General features: G+C 71.1%; 24 protein-coding genes. 10 read left to right on the top strand and 14 right to left on the bottom strand.

Features of this window, described 5'->3' with window-relative positions; translation table 11 throughout:
* Positions 1 to 46: 46 nt before the first annotated feature.
* Positions 47 to 370, top strand: coding sequence for a hypothetical protein (locus ABD987_RS10885; RefSeq protein ID WP_345390058.1), 324 nt, complete (start codon positions 47 to 49; stop codon positions 368 to 370).
* Positions 371 to 392: 22 nt separating this feature from the next.
* On the top strand, positions 393 to 857 hold the full coding sequence (locus ABD987_RS10880; RefSeq protein WP_345390055.1) for a 2-thiouracil desulfurase family protein: 465 nt from the start codon (positions 393 to 395) through the stop codon (positions 855 to 857).
* A 21-nt stretch (positions 858 to 878) separates the two neighbouring features.
* On the opposite strand, the gene ABD987_RS10875 is transcribed toward ABD987_RS10880, so the two are convergent.
* A complete protein-coding gene (locus tag ABD987_RS10875; RefSeq protein ID WP_345390052.1) occupies positions 879 to 1484 on the bottom strand; it encodes a TIGR03086 family metal-binding protein in 606 nt (201 codons plus the stop codon).
* 62 nt (positions 1485 to 1546) lie between these two features.
* On the opposite strand from ABD987_RS10875, the gene ABD987_RS10870 reads away from it, so the two are divergent.
* Complete coding sequence (locus tag ABD987_RS10870; protein ID WP_345390049.1) at positions 1547 to 1975, top strand: MarR family winged helix-turn-helix transcriptional regulator; 429 nt, start codon at positions 1547 to 1549, stop codon at positions 1973 to 1975.
* A gap of 27 nt (positions 1976 to 2002) precedes the next feature.
* On the opposite strand, the gene ABD987_RS10865 is transcribed toward ABD987_RS10870, so the two are convergent.
* Entirely contained in the window at positions 2003 to 2632 is a 630-nt protein-coding gene (locus ABD987_RS10865; RefSeq protein ID WP_345390046.1) for a TetR/AcrR family transcriptional regulator, read from the bottom strand.
* A gap of 70 nt (positions 2633 to 2702) precedes the next feature.
* Between ABD987_RS10865 and ABD987_RS10860 the strand changes: the two genes are divergently transcribed.
* Both ABD987_RS10860 and ABD987_RS10855 read left to right on the top strand, forming a co-directional pair.
* Entirely contained in the window at positions 2703 to 3812 is a 1110-nt protein-coding gene (locus ABD987_RS10860; RefSeq protein WP_345390044.1) for an FAD-dependent monooxygenase, read from the top strand.
* 62 nt (positions 3813 to 3874) lie between these two features.
* Complete coding sequence (locus ABD987_RS10855) at positions 3875 to 4768, top strand: NADP-dependent oxidoreductase (RefSeq protein WP_345390042.1); 894 nt, start codon at positions 3875 to 3877, stop codon at positions 4766 to 4768.
* 91 nt (positions 4769 to 4859) lie between these two features.
* Here the strand turns inward: ABD987_RS10855 and ABD987_RS10850 are convergent, their stop codons facing one another.
* From ABD987_RS10850 to ABD987_RS10840, 3 genes are all read right to left on the bottom strand, one after another.
* Entirely contained in the window at positions 4860 to 6314 is a 1455-nt protein-coding gene (locus ABD987_RS10850; protein ID WP_345390039.1) for an amidase, read from the bottom strand.
* A gap of 93 nt (positions 6315 to 6407) precedes the next feature.
* Positions 6408 to 7040, bottom strand: a complete 633-nt coding sequence (locus ABD987_RS10845; protein ID WP_345390036.1) for a carboxymuconolactone decarboxylase family protein — start codon at positions 7038 to 7040, stop codon at positions 6408 to 6410.
* A gap of 5 nt (positions 7041 to 7045) precedes the next feature.
* A complete protein-coding gene (locus ABD987_RS10840; protein ID WP_345390033.1) occupies positions 7046 to 7987 on the bottom strand; it encodes an MBL fold metallo-hydrolase in 942 nt (313 codons plus the stop codon).
* Between the two features lie 86 nt (positions 7988 to 8073).
* Here ABD987_RS10840 and ABD987_RS10835 point away from each other — a divergent pair, with 86 nt between their 5' ends.
* From ABD987_RS10835 to ABD987_RS10825, 3 genes are all read left to right on the top strand, one after another.
* Entirely contained in the window at positions 8074 to 8691 is a 618-nt protein-coding gene (locus tag ABD987_RS10835; protein ID WP_345390030.1) for a TetR/AcrR family transcriptional regulator, read from the top strand.
* Between the two features lie 161 nt (positions 8692 to 8852).
* Positions 8853 to 9656 carry a cytochrome P450 gene (locus ABD987_RS10830; RefSeq protein WP_345390027.1) on the top strand — a complete coding sequence of 268 codons (804 nt, stop codon included), beginning with the start codon at positions 8853 to 8855 and terminating at the stop codon, positions 9654 to 9656.
* Between the two features lie 90 nt (positions 9657 to 9746).
* Positions 9747 to 10235 (top strand): beta-class carbonic anhydrase, encoded by a 489-nt coding sequence (locus ABD987_RS10825; protein WP_345390024.1) that lies wholly within the window; start codon positions 9747 to 9749, stop codon positions 10233 to 10235.
* Positions 10236 to 10309: 74 nt separating this feature from the next.
* On the opposite strand, the gene rho is transcribed toward ABD987_RS10825, so the two are convergent.
* From rho to ABD987_RS10780, 9 genes are all read right to left on the bottom strand, one after another.
* The gene (gene rho, locus ABD987_RS10820) at positions 10310 to 11389 is read right to left on the bottom strand and encodes a transcription termination factor Rho (RefSeq protein ID WP_345390021.1); all 1080 of its coding nucleotides are present in this window, start codon (positions 11387 to 11389) and stop codon (positions 10310 to 10312) included.
* A gap of 585 nt (positions 11390 to 11974) precedes the next feature.
* The gene (locus tag ABD987_RS10815; RefSeq protein ID WP_345390018.1) at positions 11975 to 12940 is read right to left on the bottom strand and encodes a YncE family protein; all 966 of its coding nucleotides are present in this window, start codon (positions 12938 to 12940) and stop codon (positions 11975 to 11977) included.
* 93 nt (positions 12941 to 13033) lie between these two features.
* Complete coding sequence (locus ABD987_RS10810) at positions 13034 to 14194, bottom strand: exo-alpha-sialidase (protein WP_345390015.1); 1161 nt, start codon at positions 14192 to 14194, stop codon at positions 13034 to 13036.
* Between the two features lie 239 nt (positions 14195 to 14433).
* Positions 14434 to 15840 (bottom strand): polysaccharide lyase 6 family protein, encoded by a 1407-nt coding sequence (locus ABD987_RS10805; protein ID WP_345390012.1) that lies wholly within the window; start codon positions 15838 to 15840, stop codon positions 14434 to 14436.
* 101 nt (positions 15841 to 15941) lie between these two features.
* Positions 15942 to 16760, bottom strand: coding sequence for a hypothetical protein (locus ABD987_RS10800; RefSeq protein WP_345390009.1), 819 nt, complete (start codon positions 16758 to 16760; stop codon positions 15942 to 15944).
* Between the two features lie 258 nt (positions 16761 to 17018).
* The gene (locus ABD987_RS10795) at positions 17019 to 17594 is read right to left on the bottom strand and encodes a dihydrofolate reductase family protein (RefSeq protein ID WP_345390006.1); all 576 of its coding nucleotides are present in this window, start codon (positions 17592 to 17594) and stop codon (positions 17019 to 17021) included.
* A gap of 176 nt (positions 17595 to 17770) precedes the next feature.
* Positions 17771 to 17893, bottom strand: coding sequence for a hypothetical protein (locus tag ABD987_RS10790; protein WP_345390003.1), 123 nt, complete (start codon positions 17891 to 17893; stop codon positions 17771 to 17773).
* Positions 17894 to 18048: 155 nt separating this feature from the next.
* Positions 18049 to 19251 carry a cytochrome P450 gene (locus ABD987_RS10785; protein ID WP_345390000.1) on the bottom strand — a complete coding sequence of 401 codons (1203 nt, stop codon included), beginning with the start codon at positions 19249 to 19251 and terminating at the stop codon, positions 18049 to 18051.
* Positions 19252 to 19318: 67 nt separating this feature from the next.
* Positions 19319 to 19738, bottom strand: coding sequence for a MarR family winged helix-turn-helix transcriptional regulator (locus tag ABD987_RS10780; RefSeq protein ID WP_345389997.1), 420 nt, complete (start codon positions 19736 to 19738; stop codon positions 19319 to 19321).
* 62 nt (positions 19739 to 19800) lie between these two features.
* Here ABD987_RS10780 and ABD987_RS10775 point away from each other — a divergent pair, with 62 nt between their 5' ends.
* Both ABD987_RS10775 and ABD987_RS10770 read left to right on the top strand, forming a co-directional pair.
* Complete coding sequence (locus tag ABD987_RS10775) at positions 19801 to 20598, top strand: alpha/beta fold hydrolase (protein WP_345389994.1); 798 nt, start codon at positions 19801 to 19803, stop codon at positions 20596 to 20598.
* A gap of 9 nt (positions 20599 to 20607) precedes the next feature.
* Entirely contained in the window at positions 20608 to 21768 is a 1161-nt protein-coding gene (locus tag ABD987_RS10770) for an epoxide hydrolase family protein (protein ID WP_345389991.1), read from the top strand.
* Position 21769: the final 1 nt, after the last annotated feature.

Here is a 21769-nt window from a genome sequence, read left to right as displayed (position 1 = left end):
GGGCGAAAACGCCGGGGACATGCCGAACCTGTGAACAGGGGACGACATGTCTGGACAACGCGTACGAACGGTCGAGATCACCTGCCGGGTCGTCGCCATGCTGAGCGCGGTGGCGGCGGGGCGGGCGCTGGTGTCGTTGAGTTGTGAGCCGGACCTGTTCGTCGACGGCCTGCCCTGCAGCGACCAGGAGACCGCGCACCGGCTCGCGCACGCCGGGCTGATCCGGCCCGCGCGCACCGGGCGGATCGGGGACCGGGTGCCCGCCGCGCTGACCCGCGCGGGCCGCGCGGCGCTCGCCGTCCCGGAGCCCGGCGGATCCGGGCGGCGGTGGCGGCCGTCCCCGCCCGTGGTGGTGGCGACCACGGGCTGAGCACGCGCCCTACCATGAGGGCATGGCGAAGTTGCTGGTGAGCGCGTGCCTGGCGGGAGTGCCGTGCCGGTACGACGGCGCGGCGAAGACCGCGCCCGACCTCGTCGCGCTGGTGGAGTCGGGCGAGGCCGTGCCGTTCTGCGCGGAGGTCGCCGGTGGGCTGGACACCCCGCGTCGCCCGGCCGAGATCGTGGCCGGTGACGGCGAGGCGGTGCTCGACGGCCGCGCCCGCGTCGTCGACGACCACGGGACCGACGTCACCGAGCGGTTCATCGCGGGTGCCCGGCTCGCCTTCGTCACGGCACAGGAGCACGGGATCGGCGAAGCGGTGCTCATGGCGCGCAGTCCCTCCTGCGGCTGCGGCGAGATCTACGACGGCACCTTCACCGGCGGGCGCCGGGCCGGGCTCGGGGTGACCGCGGCCCTGTTGCGGCGCAACGGTGTTTCCGTCCGTTCCGCCGACCAGCCACCGGACTCGCCGGCGTAGCCGGACCGGAGGAACGGCGCGTCAGGCCGCCACGGCCGCCGGCCACGCGGGGGAGCGGCCCAGCAGGGCGACGATGTCGTCGAGCCCTTCGTCGCCCGGCTCGGGCACGGCGGGCGCGAAGGCGGCACCGGGGGCGAGCCGGAACTCGCCGTCCGGGACGCTGCGGGCCACCGTCAGCGCGGCCGCGAGCACCTCGGGCGGGAAGGTCACCGACAGGCCGAGCGCGCTCGCGAGATCCCAGGCGTGCACGACGTAGTCGACAAGGTGGAAGCTGAGCGCCTGCTGCCCGGGGACCACCGCCTCCGCGCCGAACTCGGGGAGCGGGAACTTCCGGTCGGCGAGGTCGTCGACGGCGAACGCGGTGAGGGCGGCCTCCGCCGCGGACCGGTAGGTCGCGGCCGGATCGTCGCCGAGGGACACGAGCTTCCAGTGGTCGAGGCCACCGTCCCCGGTGGAGGAGGCGGCGAACCCGCGGTGCTGGGCGGCCATGTGGGAGATCAGGCCGTACACCGTCCACGCGGCGCACGGGGTGGGCTTGACCAGGTCGGCGGGGATCACCTGGGAGACGAGCGCGATGGTGGTGCGCACCGCGACCGTGTCGAGGTCACGGAGTTCATTGATGTGCATGTGCTTATGATGTGCGTCTGCTTATCATTTGTCAACGACGAACCGCTGGGTATCGTCGTCCCATGCCCGAACAGCGACGGCCGGACCTCGGCGAGATGCTCGCCGGGCTGATGCGCGCGCTGATGGCGATGGAACAGCCGGTGCTCGACGCGCACGGGCTGACCATGTGGGGCTACGCGGTGCTCAGCACGCTCGACGATCGTCCGGTGCGGACGCAGGCGGCGCTGGCGCAGGCCATCGGCGCGGACAAGACCCGGATCATCGGGACGCTGGAAGCCCTGCAGGAAGCCGGGTTCATCAGCCGCGACCCGGACCCGGCCGACCGGCGGGTGCGGCTGCTCGCGATCACCGAGGCGGGGCGTCGCGTGCGCCGGGCGGCACAGGCGAGGATCCAGGAGGGCGAGGAGGAGCTGCTCGCCGGTCTTTCCGCCGGGGAGCGGGCGGCTTTCCTCGGCGTGGCAAGGAAACTGTGGTCGCGGTCCGGTTCGTGACGGTGCCCGTCCGGTAGCGCCGGGCGTTCAGCCGCGGGCGGCCTTCGTCCTTTTCGGACGGACGCCTTCCCTGGTGGGGGAAGAAGAACAGGCGACCGTCCAGGCCGCTTCGATCATGTGGAAGATCTCGTCCACCGCGGCCGCCGGATCGTCCGCGTCGCGGGAGAGCGAATAGGCGTCGATCACGAACCGCGCGATCGCCCGGCAGGCCGTCGGGCCCGGCGCCGAGCCGGGGGCGGCGGCGATGGCCGCGGCCAGCGATTCCGTGTGCCGCAGCCGCATCGACTCCTCGTACTCCCGCAGGGCGGGCGAGGTGGTGATCATGTGCCAGACCGGGGCGGCGCCCTCGCCCGCGCAGTGGCGCACCAGCTCGTGGACCTCGCGGCGCAGCGCGGGGAGAAGCGGCTCGTGCGGGGCCCGGTCGGTGACCGCATGGACGAGGCCGCGCTCGAAGTCCTGGTCCTGCTCGAACACCAGGGCCTCTTTCGAGGCGAAATGGGAGAAAACCGTGGTGACGGCCACGTCCGCCTCGGCGGCCACGTCGCGGATGCCCACCGCGTCGTACCCGCGTTCCAGGAACAGCCGCAGGGCGGTGTCGGCGATCTTCTGGCGGGTCGCGGCTTTCTTGCGCTCGCGGCGTCCGGTCGGCGCGGTCATCCAGTGATGCTATCAGACACAAAAACCTACCTGTTGTTAAACACTAACCGTTAGTGCTAGCTTCGATGGTATGACGAGAACGATGCACACGGTGATCGTGGGCGCGGGGCTGGTCGGGCTCACCACCGCGGCTTCGCTGCGGCTGCTCGGGCACGAGGTCACCGTGCTGGAGCACGCGCCGGAGATACGGGCCGCCGGGGCCGGGATCGGCCTGTGGCCCAACGCGTTGCGGGAGTTCGACACCCTCGGCGTCGGCGACGACGTCCGGCGCATGGGGGAGGACGTCGACGCCTGGTTCTACGACGCCACCGGCCGCCCGATGCGCGCGGCGGGCTACGACGCGAGCGCCTACCAGTTCCTGATGGTGCCGCGGCCGGAGCTGACCACCCTGCTGGCCGACACCGCCGGCAGGGACCGGATCCGCCTGGGAGTCCACGTCACCGGCTTCACCGAACACGACACGCACGTGGAGGTGCACCTCGCCGACGGTGCGTCGCTGCGGGCGGATCTGCTGATCGGCGCGGACGGGGTGTACTCCGACGTGCGCGCCGCGCTGGTACCCGGCAGCACGGCGGTCGAGCACGCCGGCAACTACGCCTGGCGGGCCGTGCTGCCCGCCGGTGCCGAGCGGCCGGAGGGCACCATGGTCACCATCGGCTCCGCGCGGACGCGGGGCGGCTACACGCGGGTCGCGCGGGATCGGACCATGTGGTGGATCGCGCAGTTCGAGGCCGGGGAACTCGTGGGCAGCAAGAAGGAACGGGCGCTGTCACGGGCCCGGCACGTGGCCGAGTCCGGCTGGCACGACGAGCTGCTGGAGATGATCGCCGCCACCGACGAAGAATCCGTGCTGGAGAACCAGATCATGCGCGTGCCCGAGCTGCCGCGCTGGACCACCGGCCGGGTCGCGCTGATCGGGGACGCCGCGCACGGGCTGTCCCCGCACATCGCGGCGGGCGGCACCCTGGGCATCGAGGACGCCGGGGTGCTGCGTGCCGAACTGGCGGACGGGAGCGATCTCGCCGAGGCGCTCGCCCGGTACGAGCGCGCCCGCCGCGCCCGGTTCGAGAAGGTGCGCGAGCACTCCGACGCGGTCGAGTACGCCATCGGGGCCGCCGAGTCCGCCGAGCGCTACGCCGCCTTCAGCCACTGGATGCTCACCACCGCGCCCGGCGCCTGAGCCCGGTAGCGCCCTCCGGCGCACAAACCCTTCTGTATCAACAAAACTATGAGGTGGATCGCATGAAGAAAATCAGCTTCGCCGAGTTCGGTGGCCCCGAGGTCCTGCGGCTCGTGGACGCCGAAGAGCCCCACGCGGGGCTGGGCCAGGTCCGGATCGCGGTGCGGGCGGCGGGGGTGAATCCGGCCGACTGGCGCATCCGGGAAGGCCAGGCCATCGGCGGGAGCCCGGCCGCACTGCCCGCCGGGCTCGGCCTGGACGCCGCCGGGGTGGTGGACGAGGTCGGCGCGGGTGTCGAGGGGATCGAGGCCGGCGACGCCGTGTTCGGCGAGGGGATAAGCACCTACGCCGAGTTCGCCGTGCTGACGGCATGGGCCCGGATGCCCGAGGGACTGTCGTTCGAGGAGGCGGCCGGGTATCCGTCCGTGGTGGAGACCGGGCTGCGCGTCATCCGCGAGGTCGGGGTGCGGCCAGGGCAGACGCTGCTGGTCAGCGGCGCGTCCGGCGGCGTCGGCTCGGCGGTGTCGCAGATCGCCCGCGAGCGCGGCATCACGGTGATCGGCACGGCCGGGGCCGCGAACCAGGACTACCTGCGGGACCTTGGCGTCCTCGCCACCACGTACGGCGAGGGCTGGGTGGAGCGGGTGCGTCGGCTCGGCCGGGTCGACGCGGCGCTCGACCTGGCGGGCTCCGGTGTCGTCCGTGAACTCGTCGAGCTGACCGGGGACCCGCGAAAGGTGGTCTCCATCGCCGATCTCGGCGCGCCGGATCTCGGTGTCCGGTTCTCCGGCGCGGCCGGGAGCGTGCCGGACGCGCTGGCCGAGGCCGTCGACCTCATCTCGCGGGGCAAGCTGCGCATCCCGGTCGAGAAGGCGTACCCGCTGGCCGACGCCGTGGCGGCACACGTCGACATCCAGGCCGGGCACACCCGCGGGCGCCGGGTCCTGCTCGTCTGAGCCGTTTCCGCGCGGTCGTGTGTCCGCCTCGAACGCTCCGTAGCGGACGTTGCACGTCCCGAACGGAGCGTTCGAGACATGATCACCCGGTTCAGCCGACCGGTGGGCGGCGCCCCGCCCATGGCGCGGCCTGTTCGAGCTGGGCGGCGACACGGATGAGCACGTCCTCGCGGTTCTGGGCGGCGACGAGCTGGACGCCGACGGGCAGGCCCTCGGCGTTCCAGTGCAGGGGCAGCGAGATCGCGGGCTGCCCGGTGATGTTGAACGGCGCGGTGAAGGCGGCCCGCCAGGCGACACCGGCGGCCAGCTCCTCCGGTGTCGCGGCGTCCGGGGCCAGCTCGCCGAGTTCGGCGGGCGGCGCGGGCATCGTCGGGACCAGCAGGACGTCCAGCTCGTTCTCCCAGAGCGCGGCCACGCCGCGGGACCAGCGCTGCGCCGCGGTCATCCCGGCCAGCCACTGGGTCGCGGTGACCGCGCGGCCCGCCTCCGCGAACATCGCGTTCATCGGCTCCAAAGTGGACAGAGGAACTTCCTCGCCCAGCGTGTGCGACCAGGCATCCAGCTCCCAGGCGACCACGGCGGTCAGCAGGGCGGGCATGGTGTCGAACATCCCCGGCGCGTCCAGCGGGACCGCCGCGGTGGACTCGACGTGATGTCCGAGGGAGGCCAGCAGCGCGCCGGTCCGTTCCACCGCGGCCACACAGTCCGGATGGGCGAGTTCGCCGGTACCCGGTGCGGTGACGCGGAAACCGACGCGCAGGCGGCCGGGATCCGCGCCGACCTCGGCGCGGAAGGGCCGGGACGGCGGCGGCGCGCTGTAGGGGTCGCCGGGCGCCGCGCCCGCGGTGACGTCGAGCACGGCGGCGGTGTCGCGGACCGAGCGGGTCAGCACGTGCTCGTGGGTGACCTGCGCCCAGTGCTCGCCCAGCTGCGGCCCGAGGCTGGTCCGCGCCCTGGTCGGCTTCAGCCCGACCAGCCCGCAGGCGGACGCGGGGATCCGGATCGAGCCCGCCATGTCGTTGCCGTGCGCGACCGGGACCAGGCCCGCGGCCACCGCGGCGGCCGATCCCCCGCTGGATCCGCCGGGCGAGCGCGCCGGGTCCCACGGGTTCCGCGTCGCGCCGTGCAGCAGCGGCTCGGTGGTGATGCTGGTCGCCAGCTCCGGGGTGTTCGTCCGGCCGCAGAACAGGAATCCCGCGTCCCGCAGCCGCTTGGCGAGGTAGGAGTCCGCCGGTGCGCGCCAGTCGCGCTCGTGCAGGGCACGCAGGCCACCGTGCACCGGATCGCCCGCGGTGTGACAGAGGAAGTCCTTGAGCAGCATCGGAACGCCGCGGAACGGCCCGTCCCCGGGCGCCGCCGCCTCCTCGCGGGCCCGCTCGAACCGGGTGCTGACCACGGCGTTGAGCTCGCCGTCGAGCTTTTCGATCCGCTCGATCGCCGCGTCCAGCAGCTCCCGTGGCGTCACCTCGCCCCGGCGGACGAACCCGGCCTGCGCCGTCGCGTCCAGCCAGGCGAGTTCCCCGTGCGTCGGCGCGTTCCCGCTCATCCGGCACTTCCCTTTCCCACGACGACCTGTGAGTCCATTGTGGTCACGCGCGGGCGGAGTGCCGGACGAGCGGTGCGGATCGGGGCGCCTGGGTCAACCAACGATGTCCGAACTTCCCTCGGCGGGCAGCTCGGCCGGGTCACCGAGCCAGTCGTCGACGCGGACGCGGCAGGAGTTGAGGACGTAGGCGACCAGCGTGTAGGTCCCGGTCAACGCCAGCAGTTCCAGCAGCTGACGCTGGTCGTAGCGGACGGACAGCCGCGCCCAGGTCTCCTCGGACACCGCGGCCGACGGCCCGTTCAGCTCGTCGACGGCGCGGAGCAGCGCGGCGTCGTGCTCGCTCCAGCCGGGCGCGCCGGGGCCCGAGGGGATCCGGGAGATCTCCTGCTCGGTCAGTCCCGCGCCCGCGCCGATCACCACGTGGTGTGCCCATTCGTAGCGGGCCCTGGTGTGCCAGGCGACGCGCAGGACGACCAGCTCGCGGTCGCGGGCCGGGAGCAGCCCGGTCCCGATCGCTTCGAGCAGCGGGGCGAGGCCGGTCAGCAGGCCGGGATGGTTGCCGATGGTGGCGAGGACGTTGAGCACGGGGTGCGCGGCGAGATGCGCCGCCATCGGGCCGTCCTGGCCGTCGGGGGTGCCCGGTCGCCCCAGGAGCCCGCCCAGCAGCGGCCGGACCTCCTCGGGTGGCGCGGGGGCGATGCGGGGCGCGGTGTCCTGGACGGTCATCGCCGTCACCGCCCTTCCGGCCGGATCGCGGACATCTGGGGCATCAGCTCCAGTTCGGCCGGGGTGCCGTCGCCGTTGAGCTCGCGGTAGACCGCGCCGATGTTCAGCACCAGCCTGCCGGGGTCGTCGAGGTCCTCGAAGCCGCGGTGGTCGAACTCCCGCGCGGCCTCCAGCGCGGTGCGTCCCTTCCGGTGGGTGTCGACGGCGTGGTCGCGCAGGCGGTTCAGGTAGTCGCGGAACCGGGCGACCTCGGGCTTGCCGACCACCGGGCCGTGCCCGGGGACGATGTGATCGACGTCCAGGCCGAGAATCACGTCACAGGCGCGGATCCAGCCGCTGACCGGTCCACTGTGGACGACGGGATGGCCGCCGACGAACAGGATGTCCCCGGTGAACAGCACCCGGTCGCCGGGGACGTGCACGAGGACGTCGCCCTCGGTGTGCGCGGGACCGACTTCGAGCAGGCGCACGGTGCGGGAGCCCGCCCGCAGTTCGAGTTCCCCGTCGAAGGTGACGTCCGGGTAGGTCGGGGTGACGTCGGTGAAGTCGAACGGCGCGAAGAGCTCCACGAGGTCCCGCACGCCGGGGTCGGATCCGCCCGCGGCGAGCGCCGCCAGCATCGGCTGGGGGCCCGCGTGGCGCATTTCCGCGGCGGCCGCGGTGGAGGCGACGATCCGCGCGTCCGGCAGGAGCTGGTTGCCCCACCAGTGATCGCCGTCGCCGTGGGTGTTGACCACGGTGCGGATGCGCGCGCCGGGCAGGGCCTGCTCGACGGCGTCGAGCATCCGCCGGGTCAGCGCGACGGTGAACAGGGTGTCCACGAGCAGCGCCTCGTCGCCGTCGACGACCAGGCCGGCGTTGCTCCAGCCCCAGGAGCCGTTCGGTTGCAGATAGGCGTAGGTCGCGGGCGCGATCTGGTGCAGACCGGTGCGATACGGGATGGGCATGGCGTTCCTCCGCTTCGTCGTTCTTGGATTAGAGTACAAACATAGACTCAAGTCCACAACTGATCGGAGGGAGGTAGGGTTTGCGGGTGAGCGCGACACCCACGCCCGGCGACCGGGCCCCCGCCGGCAGGCTCGAACGCCGCAAGCGGCAGACCCGGCAGCGCCTGTTCACCGCCGCGCTGGAGCTGTTCGCCGCCCAGGGTTTCGACGCCACGACCTACGACGAGATCGCCCAGCGCGCCGACGTGGCGCGCCAGACCGCGTTCAACTACTTCCCGCGCAAGGAGGACTTCGTCCGCGCGTGGGTCGAGCACCGGCGCGAACGCCTGCGGCAGCTGCTGGACGAAACCGCCTTCCAGGAGGCGCCCGCCGCCGAGCAGCTGGCCGGGTACCTGAGTGCGCTGGCCGGTTTCAACGCCGAGGAGCGGCACCTTCGCGCCACTCTCGCCGTCACGCTGCCGGTCAGCATGGACATGATGTTCGGGGAAGGGCCGCCGGAGGTCTTCGCCGCGAGCATCCGGCTCGGCCAGCGGAACGGTGAGTTCGGCACCGAGGTGGATCCGGAGGTGGCCGCCGAGGTCATCTTCGACAGCTATCTGTGCGCGCTGGGTCGCTGGGCCCGGCAGGACACGCCCGCGTCGCCTTCGCTGGAGGAGACGTTGCTGGCCAAGCTGACGGTGATCCTCCGCGGCCTCACGCCGTAACATCCACAAAGGACTCTTTGGGTGGCGGGGACTCCGGTGCGGGGCAAGGCTGTTCGGGCAAATGAGATACCTGTCCGTCTCTGCGTTTCCCGGTTTCGTTGACGCTGCGCATAAAGCGTCCTTACCTTCGAGGAAGCTTCGAGTGACGAGGGGGTTTCTCGATGACGACGACTACCGACACGCTCAGTCATCCGTGCGACACGCCACCCTGCCGGGAGCCACTGGACGGCTCCCGGCTGCGCACGCTGGTGGCCAAGGTGTTCACCGCGCGCCGGATCGAGGCGCTGCGGCCGAGGGTGCGCGCGCTCGCGGGCGCCGTGCTCGACGAGATGATCGCCGGTGGGGCCCCGGCCGACCTGGTGGAGAACTTCGCGCTGCCGTTTCCCGTCGTGGTGGGCTGTGAGCTGCTCGGCGTTCCGGAGGGCGATCGTCCGCTGCTGCGGGTGTGGAGCGACGTCGTGCTGTCCACGAGCGCGCTGACCGCCGAAGAGTTTCAGGCGGGCATCGGGGAACTGCGCGCCTACCTCGCCACCCTGATCACCCAGCGCCGCACCGCACCGGCGGACGACCTGCTGACCGCGCTGATCGAAGCGAGGGACGGGCACGACCGGCTCTCCGAGCCGGAACTGGCCAGTGTCGCCCTCGCCGTCCTGGCCGGTGGGCACGAGACGACCGCGACCCGGATCGCCGGTTTCGTCCACGCGCTGCTGGCTCGCCCCGACCGGTTCGCCGAACTGCGCGCCGACCCCGCGCGGGTCCCGGCCGTCGTGGAAGAACTGTTGCGGCGCTTCGCGTTCGGCCAAGGCGTGGGTTACTGCGCCGGTGCCGAGCTGGCGAGGGTGGAGCTACAGGAGGCGTTCGGCGCGCTGGTGACGAAGATGCCCCGGCTGCGCCCCGCCGGTGAGGTCGTGTGGAAGACGCGCCCGCTCGTGCGCTCCCCGGAAACGCTGCCGGTGGCCTGGTAGCCGCGAGACGTCCAGTTGGTGGACACGATTGCGAGCCGGTAGCCGGAGCGGTCCACTCGGCTCGTCGACTCTTCTCGTGGAAGGATCATCATGTCGGTCACCGACGAACTCCTTGCCAACAACGCCGAGTACGCCGCGAACTTCACCGGGCCGCTGCCCCTGCCGCCCGCCAAGCACGTCGCCGTGCTCGCCTGTATGGACGCCCGCCTCAACGTCTACGGGGTCCTCGGCCTCGCGGAGGGCGAGGCACACGTCATCCGCAACGCGGGTGGCGTCGTCACCGAGGACGAAATCCGCTCCCTCGCGATCAGTCAGCGATTGCTCGGTACCGAGGAGATCATTCTCATCCACCACACCGATTGCGGCATGCTCACCTTCACCGACGAGGATTTCCGGAATTCGATCCAGCGGGAGGTCGGCGTGAAACCCGGGTGGGCGTCGGAGGCCTTCACCGATCTGGACGAGGACGTCCGCCAGTCCCTCGCCCGGATCCGCACCAGTCCCTTCATCCCCCGGAAGGAATCCGTCCGCGGCTTCGTTTTCGACGTCGCCACCGGGAAACTGTCCGAGGTCTTCTGAGCGGCACCGGATTCCGGCGGAGCGGCTCCCGCTCCGCCCGGATCCGCGCCCCTGGTCCTCGCGGCGGTGTGCCGTCAGGCGGCTTGGGGCAGGGAGGTGGGCACGGAGGCGGAGGCGCGGTGGAGGAATTCGGCGTTCGAGCCGGTTTTGCGGAGCTGTTCGAGAAAGAGTTCGGTGGCGTGCTGGCCTTCGCGGCCGAGCAGGGCGCGGCGCACGCCGTGGAGGACGGCGAGTTCGGCGGGCGGGATCAGCAGTTCTTCGCGGCGGGTGCTCGAAGCGGCGAGATCCACGGCGGGGAAGATCCGGCGTTCGGCGAGCTTGCGGTCCAGCCGGAGTTCCGAGTTGCCGGTGCTCTTGAGCTCCTCGAAGAACACCGTGTCGGCGAGGGAGCCGGTTTCCACCATCGTGGTGGCGATGATGGTGAGCGAGCCGCCACTCTCGATGGTGCGGGCGGCGCCGAGGATCCGCTTGAGCGGGTGCAGCGCCGAGGCGTCGACACCGCCGGAGAGGATCCGGCCGGAGGGGCGGCCCGCGAGGTTGTAGGCACGGCCGAGCCGGGTGAGCGAGTCGAGCAGCAGCACGACGTCCTTTCCTTGCTCGACAAGCCTTTTCGCCCGCTCGACGGCCAGTTCGGTGACCGCGATGTGATGGGCGGGCGGTTGGTCGAAGGGAGAAGCGACGACTTCGCCGCGGATCGAGCGGCGCATGTCGGTGACCTCCTCCGGGCGTTCGTCGGCGAGGACCGCCATCAGGTGACATTCCGGGGCGTTGTGCGCGACCCCGTCCGCGATCGCTTGCAGCACCGAGGTTTTGCCCGCCTTGGGCGGGGACACCACGAGTGCGCGCTGGCCCTTGCCGATCGGGGCGACGAGATCGATCAGCCGCGTGGTGAGCGGTCGCGGCCCGGTTTCGAGCAGGATCCGTTCGTGCGGGTGCACCGGGACGAGCTGGTCGAAGACCGGGCGGTCCGGGACGGGGGCGGCACCGTTGACGGTGTCGATTTCGGTGGTGCTGCCCTCGACTTCGTCGCCGCGGCGCAGCCCGTAGCGGCGCACGACGGAGGCGGGCAGGGGGATGTCGCCCGGCTCGGCGGCGTAGCCGGCCCGGACGAACCAGGATTTTCCTTGCAGGTCAAGGATTCCGTGAAAAGACATGGTGGGTCTCCAAAGCAGTGGTGGGGCGGCGTCTTCAGCGGAGGCCGCGAACGAGAACCGGGCCTGAGAGAGGGTTCCGGTTCGGAGAGACTCCCTGGGCGGCTGACGGCCGACTTCCACGAGAGTGAGGCCAGGATAGCCGGTGCGAGCCCGAAGCGCAACCATGCTCGCGCCGAGACGTGCTCAGGTCCACTGTGGACTCCAGTGATCCGCAGGTCCGTGAATGCCACATTGAGGGAATCAGAGTCCTTCAATGTGGCATTCACGGCAGCGGTTGGGGTGTGCTGGTGTCGCGAGTGTCGCATTGTCGACGTTCAGCGTCGCGAATGTCGCATTCGTGACATCGTCTGAGCCGAAGCCCGGGTCCCGATCGGGGTGTTGGGGCGGTGAGTGATGCTGGTGGCCTTGCGTGGGGTGCGCGGGTGCTGAAGGACGCTTTCAGTGCGTTGGCCGCGCTGAAGGACGCCTTCAGTGCGCTGAGTGCACCGAAGGCGTCCTTCAGCACACCCCGGCCCCAGACACTCCTGGTGAGAGTCCCTCAATGTGGCATTCACGGACCATCGGAGCAGCCAGGGAACGGGGGGCTCAGAAGCCGGTGATGACCGCGACGAGATCGTGCAGCGGGTCGGTGACGTAGACGGTGCCGGTGCGCTGGTCGACCGCGACGTCGCCGGGGTTGACGCCGAGCGACAGTTCCCCGGTGAGCAGGCCGCGCGCGCCGTCGACCTTGACGACTCCGTTCGGGCCGCCGTTCGTGTATACCGTGTTCGTCGCCTGGTGGACCGCGACCGAGGACGCCTCGCTGCGCAGGAGCACGTGCGGCAGCTCGGCCCGGGTCGCACCGTCCACGATGGACAGATGGTGGATCCCGGAATTGCTGACGTAGACCCGGTCGGACGCGGGATGCGTGCCGAGGCCGGCCGGGCCCCTGCCGACCTTGACGCTCCCGGTGAAGGTCGCGCTCGCGGTGTCCAGGATCTCGACGGTGTCGGTGTACAGGCTGGCCAGGTACACCAGGTGCCGCCCCTGATCCACGCTCACCCCGGAAAAACCCTTGCCGGGCCCGGGAACGATGGCGATCAAGGTGCTGCTGACCCCGTCGATGATCGCGACCGAGCCGCTCGTCGCGCTGCCCGCGTACACCCGGTTCGCCGCCTCGTCCACGGCCAGCGCGGAGGCGCCGGGTCCCGCGCCGACCACGCCGAGCACCCCGTCGTTCCCGCCGTCGAGCACGGTGACCGTGCCCGCCGCCGGGCCGGCCACGTACACCCGGTTCGTGGCCTGGTTCACCGCCACCCCGGCCGGCGCGTCGCCGACCCGCACGGTCGCGACGACGCCGCGGCCGTCCAGCACCGAAACGGTCCCGGCGGCGGAGTTGGCGACGTACACCTTCCCGGTCACCGAGTTCACCGCGACGGGGCCCGGCCGGTCACCGACGCCGACGGTCACCACCTGGGCGGCCGAGGCCGGGCGAGCGGTCCCGAGCACTCCCAGGACAGCCGCTCCGGCCAGGGTGAACATCGTCCGGCGGCCGATGACTGAACCGTGCATCGTGGCCTCCCCGTGGCCCGTGTCTCACTCGTTCAGGTGACATCTGGTGAAACCTTAACGCGTGAGGCGGGCGCACGCGGCGTGAAACGGGAATCAGGCGGCGGGGCCCTTGGCGAAGTAGGCGCGGCAGATCCCGTTGTCGTAGTCCGCCGCGATCTCCAGCACGTTCTTCCCACCGTCCACCGGCAGCAGCGTCGAGCTGTAGTTCGGACACCAGTCGTTGACCGGTTTGGCGACCGCGACCGGCGCGGGCAGCTCGTACCACGGTCCTTCGCCGAGACTGTCGTTGGCCAGCAGGGTTTTCCCGTTGCCGGGCAGGGGATTCCCCTTGGCGTCCACGAAGATCTGGCCGACCATCAGCAGGCGGGTGCCCTTCGGCCCGCCGGGGAACAGCGTCACCGTCTGCGCGTGCTCGAAGTGATTACCGTTCGCGGTACCGATCTGAGCGCCCGGCGCGACCGGGTCGCCGAAGTTCGCACCGTCAGCGGAGATCTTGTAGTACGGATCGCAGTATCGGGAGCCGAAATTGCAGATTTCGTAGCCAAAGTAGAAGCGGCCGTCCGGCAGCCGCCGCACGATCGGCATGCCGGGGCGGACGCGGTCCGGCGGGATCGCCATGGTGCGCTGCTTCGTGCCCCAGTGCACCCCGTCGGTGGACGCGACCCGGTTGAGCACCTGGGCGAACCGCGGCGCCTCGGTCTCGTCGGCGAAGTGCAGCCAGAGCGTGCCGCCCGCGTCCACGGTGAACTCGGGTTCCCAGACGCCGTCGTGGTTGTGCGAACGCGCCGCCTCGGCGAGGAACCGCCATGAGCGGCCACCGTCACCGCTGGCCAGTATCTTGATCCCGACCCGGCGCCCGGGACCCGCGTTCTGGCCGTAGCTCGCCGCCCAGAGCAGGGTGCCTTCGGGGAGCGCGCCGACCCGTCGCGGCAGCTCGTACAGCGTGCCGCAGCACATCCCGGCGGCGCCTTCGGGATCGCGGATCTCGCCGATCCGCTGGAAGCTGCGCCCCTCGTCGAGGCTCTGGAACACCGGGGCGAACCGGCCGCGGGCGTCCTCGCTGGTCACCGCCGCGATGATCCGGCCGTCGCGCAGCGGGCCGCCGTGGGCCAGCCGGATGAGCCGGGGATAGGACCCCATGCCCTCGGTGAGCAGCCGTCGTTCGGCCGACGGCGCGGCCGAGGCCGGGGCCAGGGTGCTCGCGGCCAGTAGCAGTGTCATCAACAGCGCGAAGCTGCTCCCCAAGCGGCGCATGCTCCGTCCTTACCGCACGACGGGCGCTAATTCACACCATAGGGTGGTAAATCCGTGGCTTTTTCACTCATTTGGTGCAGGGCTTCCCGCGGGTTTCTCTCGTCGCGAACGCTCCGTTCGGGATGCTCAACGTCCGTTACGCGTCGTTCGCGGCGCGGAGGACCGGCTTCGCCGGAACCCGGGCGGGACGGCGTGGGCCGGGGCCGTCACGACGGCGGCCCCGGCCCACGTGTCCGCTGCTACGGCGCGTCGGGCCCGACGTCGGCCTTCGTCAGCGGCCGGGCCGGGGTGGCCTTGTCGTACTGGTCGGCGCCGACGTCCTTCGCCGAGGGGCGGGCCTGCTGGTCGATGTCGAGCGTGACCTGCGGGAACGATCCGGTGGCCTTGCCGATCGCCGGGCTGGAGGCGGCCGGTCGGGGCAGCCCGTGCGCGTCCTTCGCCAGCTTCGGGTCGACCGTGCGGTACGCGTCCGAAGGCAGGGTGCCCGCGGGCGAGCCGAACAGGATGTTGCCGGTGAAGTGCGACGACGTGCCGGTGCCCTTCGCCGCGGCCGCGCCCTTGCCGAGCAGGATGTTGTCGGCGAGCGTGTCGTCCGAGGGCGGGAACGGCTTGCCGCTCCCGTAGGAGATGAGCGCGCCAGTGCCCGACAGCGTGTTGAAGGCGACCAGGCAGTGGTCGGCGGCGTCGTGGTTGGTGCCGCTGGTGGTGTCGTCGCGCACCTCGCCGCCGCCGAACTCCATCGCCGTGCCCGCGGTGTCGGTCACGACGTTGTTGACGACGACGTGGTTGTTGCCGAAGAAGCGGATGCCGGTGGTGCCGCCGATGAGGATGTTGCCCTCGACGCGCGAATTCCACCCGTGCCGCATGGACAGCGTGCCTCGGCTGTTGACGATGGTGTTGTACCGCACCACGTTGTGGCTCGACTTCACCGAGATCGCTTCGGAATCGCCGTCGGCCTTCTCGAACAGGTTGTACTCGATCTTCCCCTGCGCGTCGGCGTGCTGCCTGCCGGAGAGCCCGAAGCGGATCGACTCACCGCCGTTGGTGCCCTTGAACTGGTGGTTGTAGAAGTAGTTGTGGTGCACGTGGACCCGCTGCGCCATGTCCTTCTCGCCCGGTCCGACGACCTGGAGGAACACTCCTGCCTCGGTCCGGTTCTCGAACGTGTTGTGGTCGACCTCGGTGTCGTCGGCCTTGACGGTCAGGTCGGCCTTCCCGGGGTTGCCCTGGAACACGTTGCGGGTCACCCGGTCACCCTTGGCGTCGCCCGGCACGGTCAGCCCCGCGTCGTTGGCGAACACGAACCCCTGGACCACGACATGGGAGGCGCCGGTCAGGTCCAGCCCGCCCGCGCCGGTGAAACGGGCCTGGCCCGGCGAGGCCGCGGTGATCGTGATCGGGGCGGCCGCGGTGCCGGAGCGGCCGACGCGGATCGGACCGGCGTCGTAGGCACCGTCGGCCACCTCGACCCGGTCACCCGGCCGCGCCAGCGCCAGCGCCGCGGTCAGCTGGTCCGGGGACGCCGCGCTCAGCGTGCGCGGCGCGGGGCCGGTGGCCGACGCGGCGTAGCCGCCGCCCGCGGCGAGCACACCGGCCATTCCCGCGGCGAACAGCACGCCTGCTCTCCTGGTCAGGGGACGAGCCATGTCTTTCTCCTCGAATTGAACGGTTTCGGATGGAGCGCGGCGTGGTGGTGCGTCCGGAGGAACGCCTCCGGAAATCCATAGTGGACACTGTGGCGGGGTGGCTAACCCCGGCTCGCCTGGAAGTCGCGGAAGAGCAGATGGGTGTCGAGGATGTCGGACTTCGCGCTCTTGACCGAGCGGTAGATGCCCCATTTCGGCCGGACGTAGTCGCCCTGGCCGGGCATCTTCACGCCGGTGCGTCCGCCCCGTGCGGCGACCGGCGCGTCCGGCCCGGTGCCGTCGCGGATGACGCAGGCCGCCGCGCCCTTGTCGCCGGGGGTCAGTGTCCATTCCACGGTGATCCACTTGTCGCGCAACGGGTCCAGCGCGGCCGAGGCGAAGGACGGGGAGCCGGGATTCGCGTACGCGCGGGCCTGGATCAGCTCCCGGCCGCCGTCGCGGGTGAGATCGAGGGTGACCCACGGCCCGCCGTTGGTGGAGGGCGTCTTGGTCTGGAAGATGTGCGTGAACTTACTGGTACCGTGCAAAGTGGACGGAACGAACATCTCGTAGGAGATCGTCCACTTCTCGCCGTCCCGCATCTTCAGCGCGCTGCCGTTCTGCACCATGCCCTTGACCTCGGTGCGCTGCCGGTCGCCACCACCGGTGGTGTCGCGGTCATCAGCCCAGATGTCGAACCGGTAGTGGTCGCCTTCGACGTAGACGTATCTGCGGTCCGGGTGCTGGTGGCCGCGGTCGGCTTCGACGCCCTCGAAGGCCTTCGTGCCGTCCTTCGCCGGGTCCGGGTGCCACAGCGGGGCGGGCGCCGCAGCGGCCAGGGGGCTGAGCACGATCGGCGTGGCGAGCGCGGAGACGGCCAGCGTGCGCAGGGCGGTACGCCTGGTTACTCCGCCGGGGTGCCGCGCGGGGTCGATCATCATCGGTGTGTCCTTCCTGACGGCGGATCGACAGGGGTCACATCGGTCGGCGGAGGAGCCGGGAGACCACGCGGGCCACCCGGCCAGGACATCCGATGTCTTTCCGGTGATGAACGTAGGAGGGGCCGGGAACGGTGTCAACGGTGATCCGGATCCTTGGCGAACCAGTGGGGAATTCACCCTGGAAGCACGGGTTTTCGCTCTTCAACTCGTGTGCCAGTGATCGGATCACTCGATGTTCTGCCGGGCCGTGAAGGATGGTCAGCGGATGACGTCGTAGACCAGTTTCTGGATTCCGTTGGAGTAGGACTCGCTCTCGACGAGCTTGAGGTTCTGCTTGTCCTTGTCGCTGTCGCTGAACAGCCGCTTGCCCGCCCCGAGCAGCACCGGGAACATCAGTAGGTGGTAGCGATCGATCAGGCCCTCGTCGGACAGGGCGCGGTGCAGGGTCGCGCTGCCGTGGATGCCGATCGGGCCGCCCTCGGTCGCCTTGAGCGCGGCGACGTCCTCCAGCGAACGCAGGATGCTGATCTCGCCCCAGCCGGAGACCAGGTCCTCGTCCTTCAGTGTCGTGGACACCACGTACTTCGGCATCGCGTTGTAGCCGGCGAACTCCTCGGTCATGCCCGGCCACACCGGCGAAAACGCCTCGTAGCTGACCCGGCCCAGCAGCATCGCGGTGGTTTCGCCCTGCTCGCGGCCCTTGAGTTCGAACGCGGCTCCGTCGAACTCGATGTCCTTGAAGGTCCAGCCCGCGTTGCGGTAGCCCGGCTCTCCGCCGGGGGCCTCGACCACGCCGTCGAGCGAGACGAACGCGGTGGCGATCAGGGTGCGCATGGTTACTCCTTGGTCGATCTGGCTTGCTCTCGTCAGAGCGTCGAACGGGAGTCGCCGGATACGACACCGCGCGCCGAAAATTCTGACGGGCCGATTCTGCCCCGCGCGGAAGGCCCGGCGCGGCGGTGTTCCGACCTTCGTGTGCATTGTGGACACGGGTGCCGGGAGTAACGCGATCAGGCGTGTACGAGCCAGTGCACCACGACGGACATGACGAACGCGGCGGCGACCAGGGAGAGCGCCGCCGCGCCACACCACACCCACGCGGGGACCCGGGTCTCCTCGGGCGCTTCCGCCACGTCGTCGTCCCGATTCGCAGGGTGAAGCCCGGTAACCGTCATGCCGTCGCGTCCTCGCAGACCCAGGTGAATCGCCGAAGGACCAGTATCACCATGACCGCACGGGTCCCGCCGGGCAACTCGTCCACCGGCAAAGCGCGCACACGGTGAAGAGATCACCAGGTGACGGGCAGCTCCCGCACTCCGTAGAAGATCGCGTTCTCCTTGTACGCCAGGCGTTCCGGTGGGACGGCCGGGGCCAGCGCGGGGAGCCGCCGGAAGAGCGTGCGGTAGGCGACCTGGAGTTCCACTCTGGCCAGTCCCTGGCCGAGGCACTGGTGCGAGCCGTAACCGAAGGCGACGTGATGCCGGGTGGCGCGGCCGACGTCGAGGGTGTCCGGGTCCGTGAAGGCCGCGGGATCCCGGTTCGCGGTGCTCTTCACCGCGATGACGCCCTCGCCCGCGCGGATGAGCGTGCCGCCGATCTCCAGGTCCTCCCGCGCGACGCGGCGGGCCTCGGTGTGGGTGATCGACAGGTAGCGCAACAGTTCCTCGACCGCGCTCGCGACGAGGTCGGGGCCGCCGTCGCGGACCGCGCGGAGCTGCTCCGGGTGCGCGAACAACGCGGCGACGCCGAGCGCGATCATGGCGGCGGTGGTGTCGTGCCCGGCCACCATGAGCAACTGGCCGAGCACGGCGATCTCGCGCCGGCTCATCGCGCCGGTCCGGAACTGCTCGACGGCCAGCCTGCTGAGCAGATCGTCGCCCGGTTCGGCGGCCTTGGCGGTCACCAGGTCCTCGAGGTAGGCGTTCAGTTCCTCGCTGGCGGCCACGGCCCGCCCGGCGTCGGGCTTGTCCATCACGAGCGTGCGGGCCACCCGCTGGAAGAAGTCGCGGTCGGCGTAGGGCACGCCGAGCAGTGCGCAGATCACCAGCGACGGCAGCGGCAGCGCGAACGCCTCCACCAGGTTCGCCGGCCGCGGCCCGGCGAGCAGGTCGTCCACGAGTTCGTCGGCGATCCGCTGGATCCGCGGCCGCAGGGCGTTCATCCGCCGGATCGTGAAGTCCGCGGTCAGCAGCCTTCGCTGCGCCGTGTGCTCCGGCGCGTCCAGCTGCATCAACGTCTTCATCCGCGTGTCGCGGGCCCGGCTCACCGCGTTGGTGTGCGGGAAGCCGGGCCGGGACGCGTCGACGCCGACCCGGGGATCGGCCAGCAGCGCGCGCACGTCCGCGTACCGGGTCACCAGCCACGGCGTGCTGCCGTCCCACAGCCGTACCCGGGAGATCGGTGCGCCGGTGGTCAGTTCCGGCGCGGGGTCGAACGGGCAGCCCGCCGCGCGGGGCATCGGGAAGTCCGGGATGTTCGTCTTGTCGGTCATGCGTCGCATCATGGCGGCGCGGGCGACCCCGGTAATCGGACAAATCAGACGTGAACTATGTCGCATTTCAGGTGTCCTCGTCGGCGGTGAAGCGCCGAAGCAGGGTGAGCAGGGCGGCGCGTTCCACTGTGGACAGACCGGCGTAGCAGTCGGCGAGTACCGCGTCGGCGACCGCGTGACCGGCGTTCAGGACCTGTTCGCCCGCCGGGGTGAGGTGGTGTTCGATCCGGCGGCCGTGACCCGGCCGTCGCTCGATCAGGTCCTGGGCCAGCAGTCTTCCCGCGAGCGTGCCGAACGCCTGCTCGCTCTGGAACGTCGCCGTGGCGAGCGAACGGGCCGACGCGCCGGGCGAGCGGCTGATCGCCCGCAGCGCGTCCCACTGGGCCAGTGTCGTGCCGATCGTCGCGAGGGCGCTGTCCACCGCCCGGTGTTGCCGGTATTGCGCCTGCTTGACCGCCCGGCCGAGTTCCTGCAGTTCGTGGTGCACGGACCGAGTCTAGCCCAAAACTAAGCTTGTTTAAATAAACATCCTTAGTTACAGTGTTCGGCATGACTTCCGAACACACCGTCGTCCTGGGGGACGACCTCGCCATCACGATCTCCGAGGCCGGGTCCGGCAGACCCGCGCTGATCCTGCACGGCGGTGGGGGCCCGGCCACCGTCGCCGGTCTCGCCGGGCACCTCGCCCGCACCACGCGCACGATCACGCCGATCCACCCCGGCTGGAGCGGCACCGGCCGCCCCGCGTGGCTGACCGGCGTCGACGACCTCGCCATCGCCTACCTCGGGTACCTGCGCGACGCGGGGCTGCGCGACGTCGTGGTGGTCGGTTCGTCGGTGGGCGGCTGGATCGCCGCCGAAATGGCCGTGCGGGACACCGCGGGCGTCCTTTCCGGCCTGGTGCTGATCGACGCGGTCGGCGTGCACGTCGAGGGCGAACCGATCCGGGACTTCTTCGCGCTGGACGCCCACGGCGTGGCCGAGTACGCCTGGCACGACTCGCAACGCTTCTACGTCGACCCCGCGAGCCTCACCCCGGAACAGCTCGCGGGCAGACAGGCCGACATGGCCACGCTGCGCGCGATCGCGGGTGACCCCTCCATGCACGATCCGAAGCTGCTGCGCAGGTTGCGGTCGGTCGCCCTGCCCACCTTGGTGCTGTGGGGCGAAAGCGACCGCATCGTCACTCCCGCCTACGGCGCGGCCTACGCCGAAGCGTTCGGCGACGGCCGGTTCGAGGTCATCGCGGACGCCGGTCACCTGCCGCACATCGAGCAGCCCGAGGCGACCTTCGCCCTGCTGGACTCCTACCTGCGGGAGACCGCCGGTGTCGTGGCGCGGTCCTAGACTGAGTTCATGCCGGAGACACCCGAACCGTTCGTCCCGCGGACCGATCCCGCGGTGCTGGAGGATCTTCGCGCGCGGCTGCGGGCTACGCGCTGGCCGGACGCGCCGGAGGACGCCGGATGGTCGCTCGGCACCGACCTCGCCTACCTCCGCGAGCTCGTCGCCTACTGGGCGGACGGGTTCGACTGGCCTGTCCAGGAGGCGACGCTCGCCCGGTTCCCGCGCTTCCGGGTCCGGGTCGGCGGCCTGGGGATCCACTACGCGCACGTCCGCGCCGTCGCGCCGGCCGGGCCCGTGCCGCCGCTGGTGCTCACCCACGGCTGGCCGGACTCGTTCTGGCGCTACAGCAAGGTCATCCCGCTGCTCACCGATCCCGGCGCGCACGGCGGTGACCCGGCCGACGCGTTCGACGTGGTCGTGCCCGACGTCCCCGGCTTCGGCTATTCCGACCGTCCCGCCGCGCCTCTCGACTCCATCGCGGTCGCCGGGCTGTGGGCGGAGCTGATGGACGTCCTCGGCTACTCGCGGTTCGGCGCGGCGGGCGGGGACATCGGCAGCCACGTGAGCCGCTACCTCGCTCTCGACCACGCCGACCGGGTCGTCGCCGTGCACCGCACCGACGCCGGGGTGCCCGTGTTCACCGGCGACCCGGCGGAGCTCACCCCGGAGGAGCGCGCCTGGCTGGAGAGTGTCGCGGCGTGGGGCGCGGCCGAGGGCGCCTACGCCGCCATGCACCGGACGAAACCGCAGACCGCCGCGTTCGGGCTGACCGACTCGCCCGCCGGGCTCGCGGCGTGGATCGTCGAAAAGCTGCGGGCGTGGAGCGACTGCGACGGTGACATCGAGCGGAGCTTCACCAAGGACGAGATCCTCACGAACATCACGCTCTACTGGCTCACCGGGACGATCGGCTCGTCGATGCGGATGTACCGCGCGAACGCCGCGATCGCGCCCGCGCAGCTCGCCCGCCGGGTCGAGGTGCCCTCCGGTTTTTCGATCTTCCCCGGTGACCTCGTCCGCCCGCCGCGGGCGTGGCTGGACCGCACGGCGAACGTCGTGCGGGCGACCGAACCCGCGCGGGGAGGCCACTTCGCGGCTTTCGAGGAACCGGAGCTCTACGCGGAGGAACTGCGCGCGTTCTTCCGCCCCTACCGCGCGGCGATGGGCTGAA

This window comes from Amycolatopsis samaneae (assembly GCF_039541975.1).
GTDB classification, from domain to species: Bacteria; Actinomycetota; Actinomycetes; order Mycobacteriales; family Pseudonocardiaceae; genus Amycolatopsis; species Amycolatopsis samaneae.
The sequence above is the reverse complement of the archived record's forward strand: the minus strand, read 5'-3'. Positions and strand labels throughout refer to the sequence as shown.

Bases quoted from the DNA above. Each gene is read 5' to 3' on its own strand.
- ABD987_RS10885 (WP_345390058.1), top strand. From the start codon at position 47: ATGTCTGGACAACGCGTACGAACGGTCGAGATCACCTGCCGGGTCGTC.
- ABD987_RS10880 (WP_345390055.1), top strand. From the start codon at position 393: ATGGCGAAGTTGCTGGTGAGCGCGTGCCTGGCGGGAGTGCCGTGCCGG.
- ABD987_RS10875 (WP_345390052.1), bottom strand. From the start codon at position 1,484: ATGCACATCAATGAACTCCGTGACCTCGACACGGTCGCGGTGCGCACC.
- ABD987_RS10870 (WP_345390049.1), top strand. From the start codon at position 1,547: ATGCCCGAACAGCGACGGCCGGACCTCGGCGAGATGCTCGCCGGGCTG.
- ABD987_RS10865 (WP_345390046.1), bottom strand. From the start codon at position 2,632: ATGACCGCGCCGACCGGACGCCGCGAGCGCAAGAAAGCCGCGACCCGC.
- ABD987_RS10860 (WP_345390044.1), top strand. From the start codon at position 2,703: ATGACGAGAACGATGCACACGGTGATCGTGGGCGCGGGGCTGGTCGGG.
- ABD987_RS10855 (WP_345390042.1), top strand. From the start codon at position 3,875: ATGAAGAAAATCAGCTTCGCCGAGTTCGGTGGCCCCGAGGTCCTGCGG.
- ABD987_RS10850 (WP_345390039.1), bottom strand. From the start codon at position 6,314: ATGAGCGGGAACGCGCCGACGCACGGGGAACTCGCCTGGCTGGACGCG.
- ABD987_RS10845 (WP_345390036.1), bottom strand. From the start codon at position 7,040: ATGACCGTCCAGGACACCGCGCCCCGCATCGCCCCCGCGCCACCCGAG.
- ABD987_RS10840 (WP_345390033.1), bottom strand. From the start codon at position 7,987: ATGCCCATCCCGTATCGCACCGGTCTGCACCAGATCGCGCCCGCGACC.
- ABD987_RS10830 (WP_345390027.1), top strand. From the start codon at position 8,853: ATGACGACGACTACCGACACGCTCAGTCATCCGTGCGACACGCCACCC.
- ABD987_RS10825 (WP_345390024.1), top strand. From the start codon at position 9,747: ATGTCGGTCACCGACGAACTCCTTGCCAACAACGCCGAGTACGCCGCG.
- rho (WP_345390021.1), bottom strand. From the start codon at position 11,389: ATGTCTTTTCACGGAATCCTTGACCTGCAAGGAAAATCCTGGTTCGTC.
- ABD987_RS10815 (WP_345390018.1), bottom strand. From the start codon at position 12,940: ATGCACGGTTCAGTCATCGGCCGCCGGACGATGTTCACCCTGGCCGGA.
- ABD987_RS10810 (WP_345390015.1), bottom strand. From the start codon at position 14,194: ATGCGCCGCTTGGGGAGCAGCTTCGCGCTGTTGATGACACTGCTACTG.
- ABD987_RS10805 (WP_345390012.1), bottom strand. From the start codon at position 15,840: ATGGCTCGTCCCCTGACCAGGAGAGCAGGCGTGCTGTTCGCCGCGGGA.
- ABD987_RS10800 (WP_345390009.1), bottom strand. From the start codon at position 16,760: ATGATGATCGACCCCGCGCGGCACCCCGGCGGAGTAACCAGGCGTACC.
- ABD987_RS10795 (WP_345390006.1), bottom strand. From the start codon at position 17,594: ATGCGCACCCTGATCGCCACCGCGTTCGTCTCGCTCGACGGCGTGGTC.
- ABD987_RS10785 (WP_345390000.1), bottom strand. From the start codon at position 19,251: ATGACCGACAAGACGAACATCCCGGACTTCCCGATGCCCCGCGCGGCG.
- ABD987_RS10775 (WP_345389994.1), top strand. From the start codon at position 19,801: ATGACTTCCGAACACACCGTCGTCCTGGGGGACGACCTCGCCATCACG.
- ABD987_RS10770 (WP_345389991.1), top strand. From the start codon at position 20,608: ATGCCGGAGACACCCGAACCGTTCGTCCCGCGGACCGATCCCGCGGTG.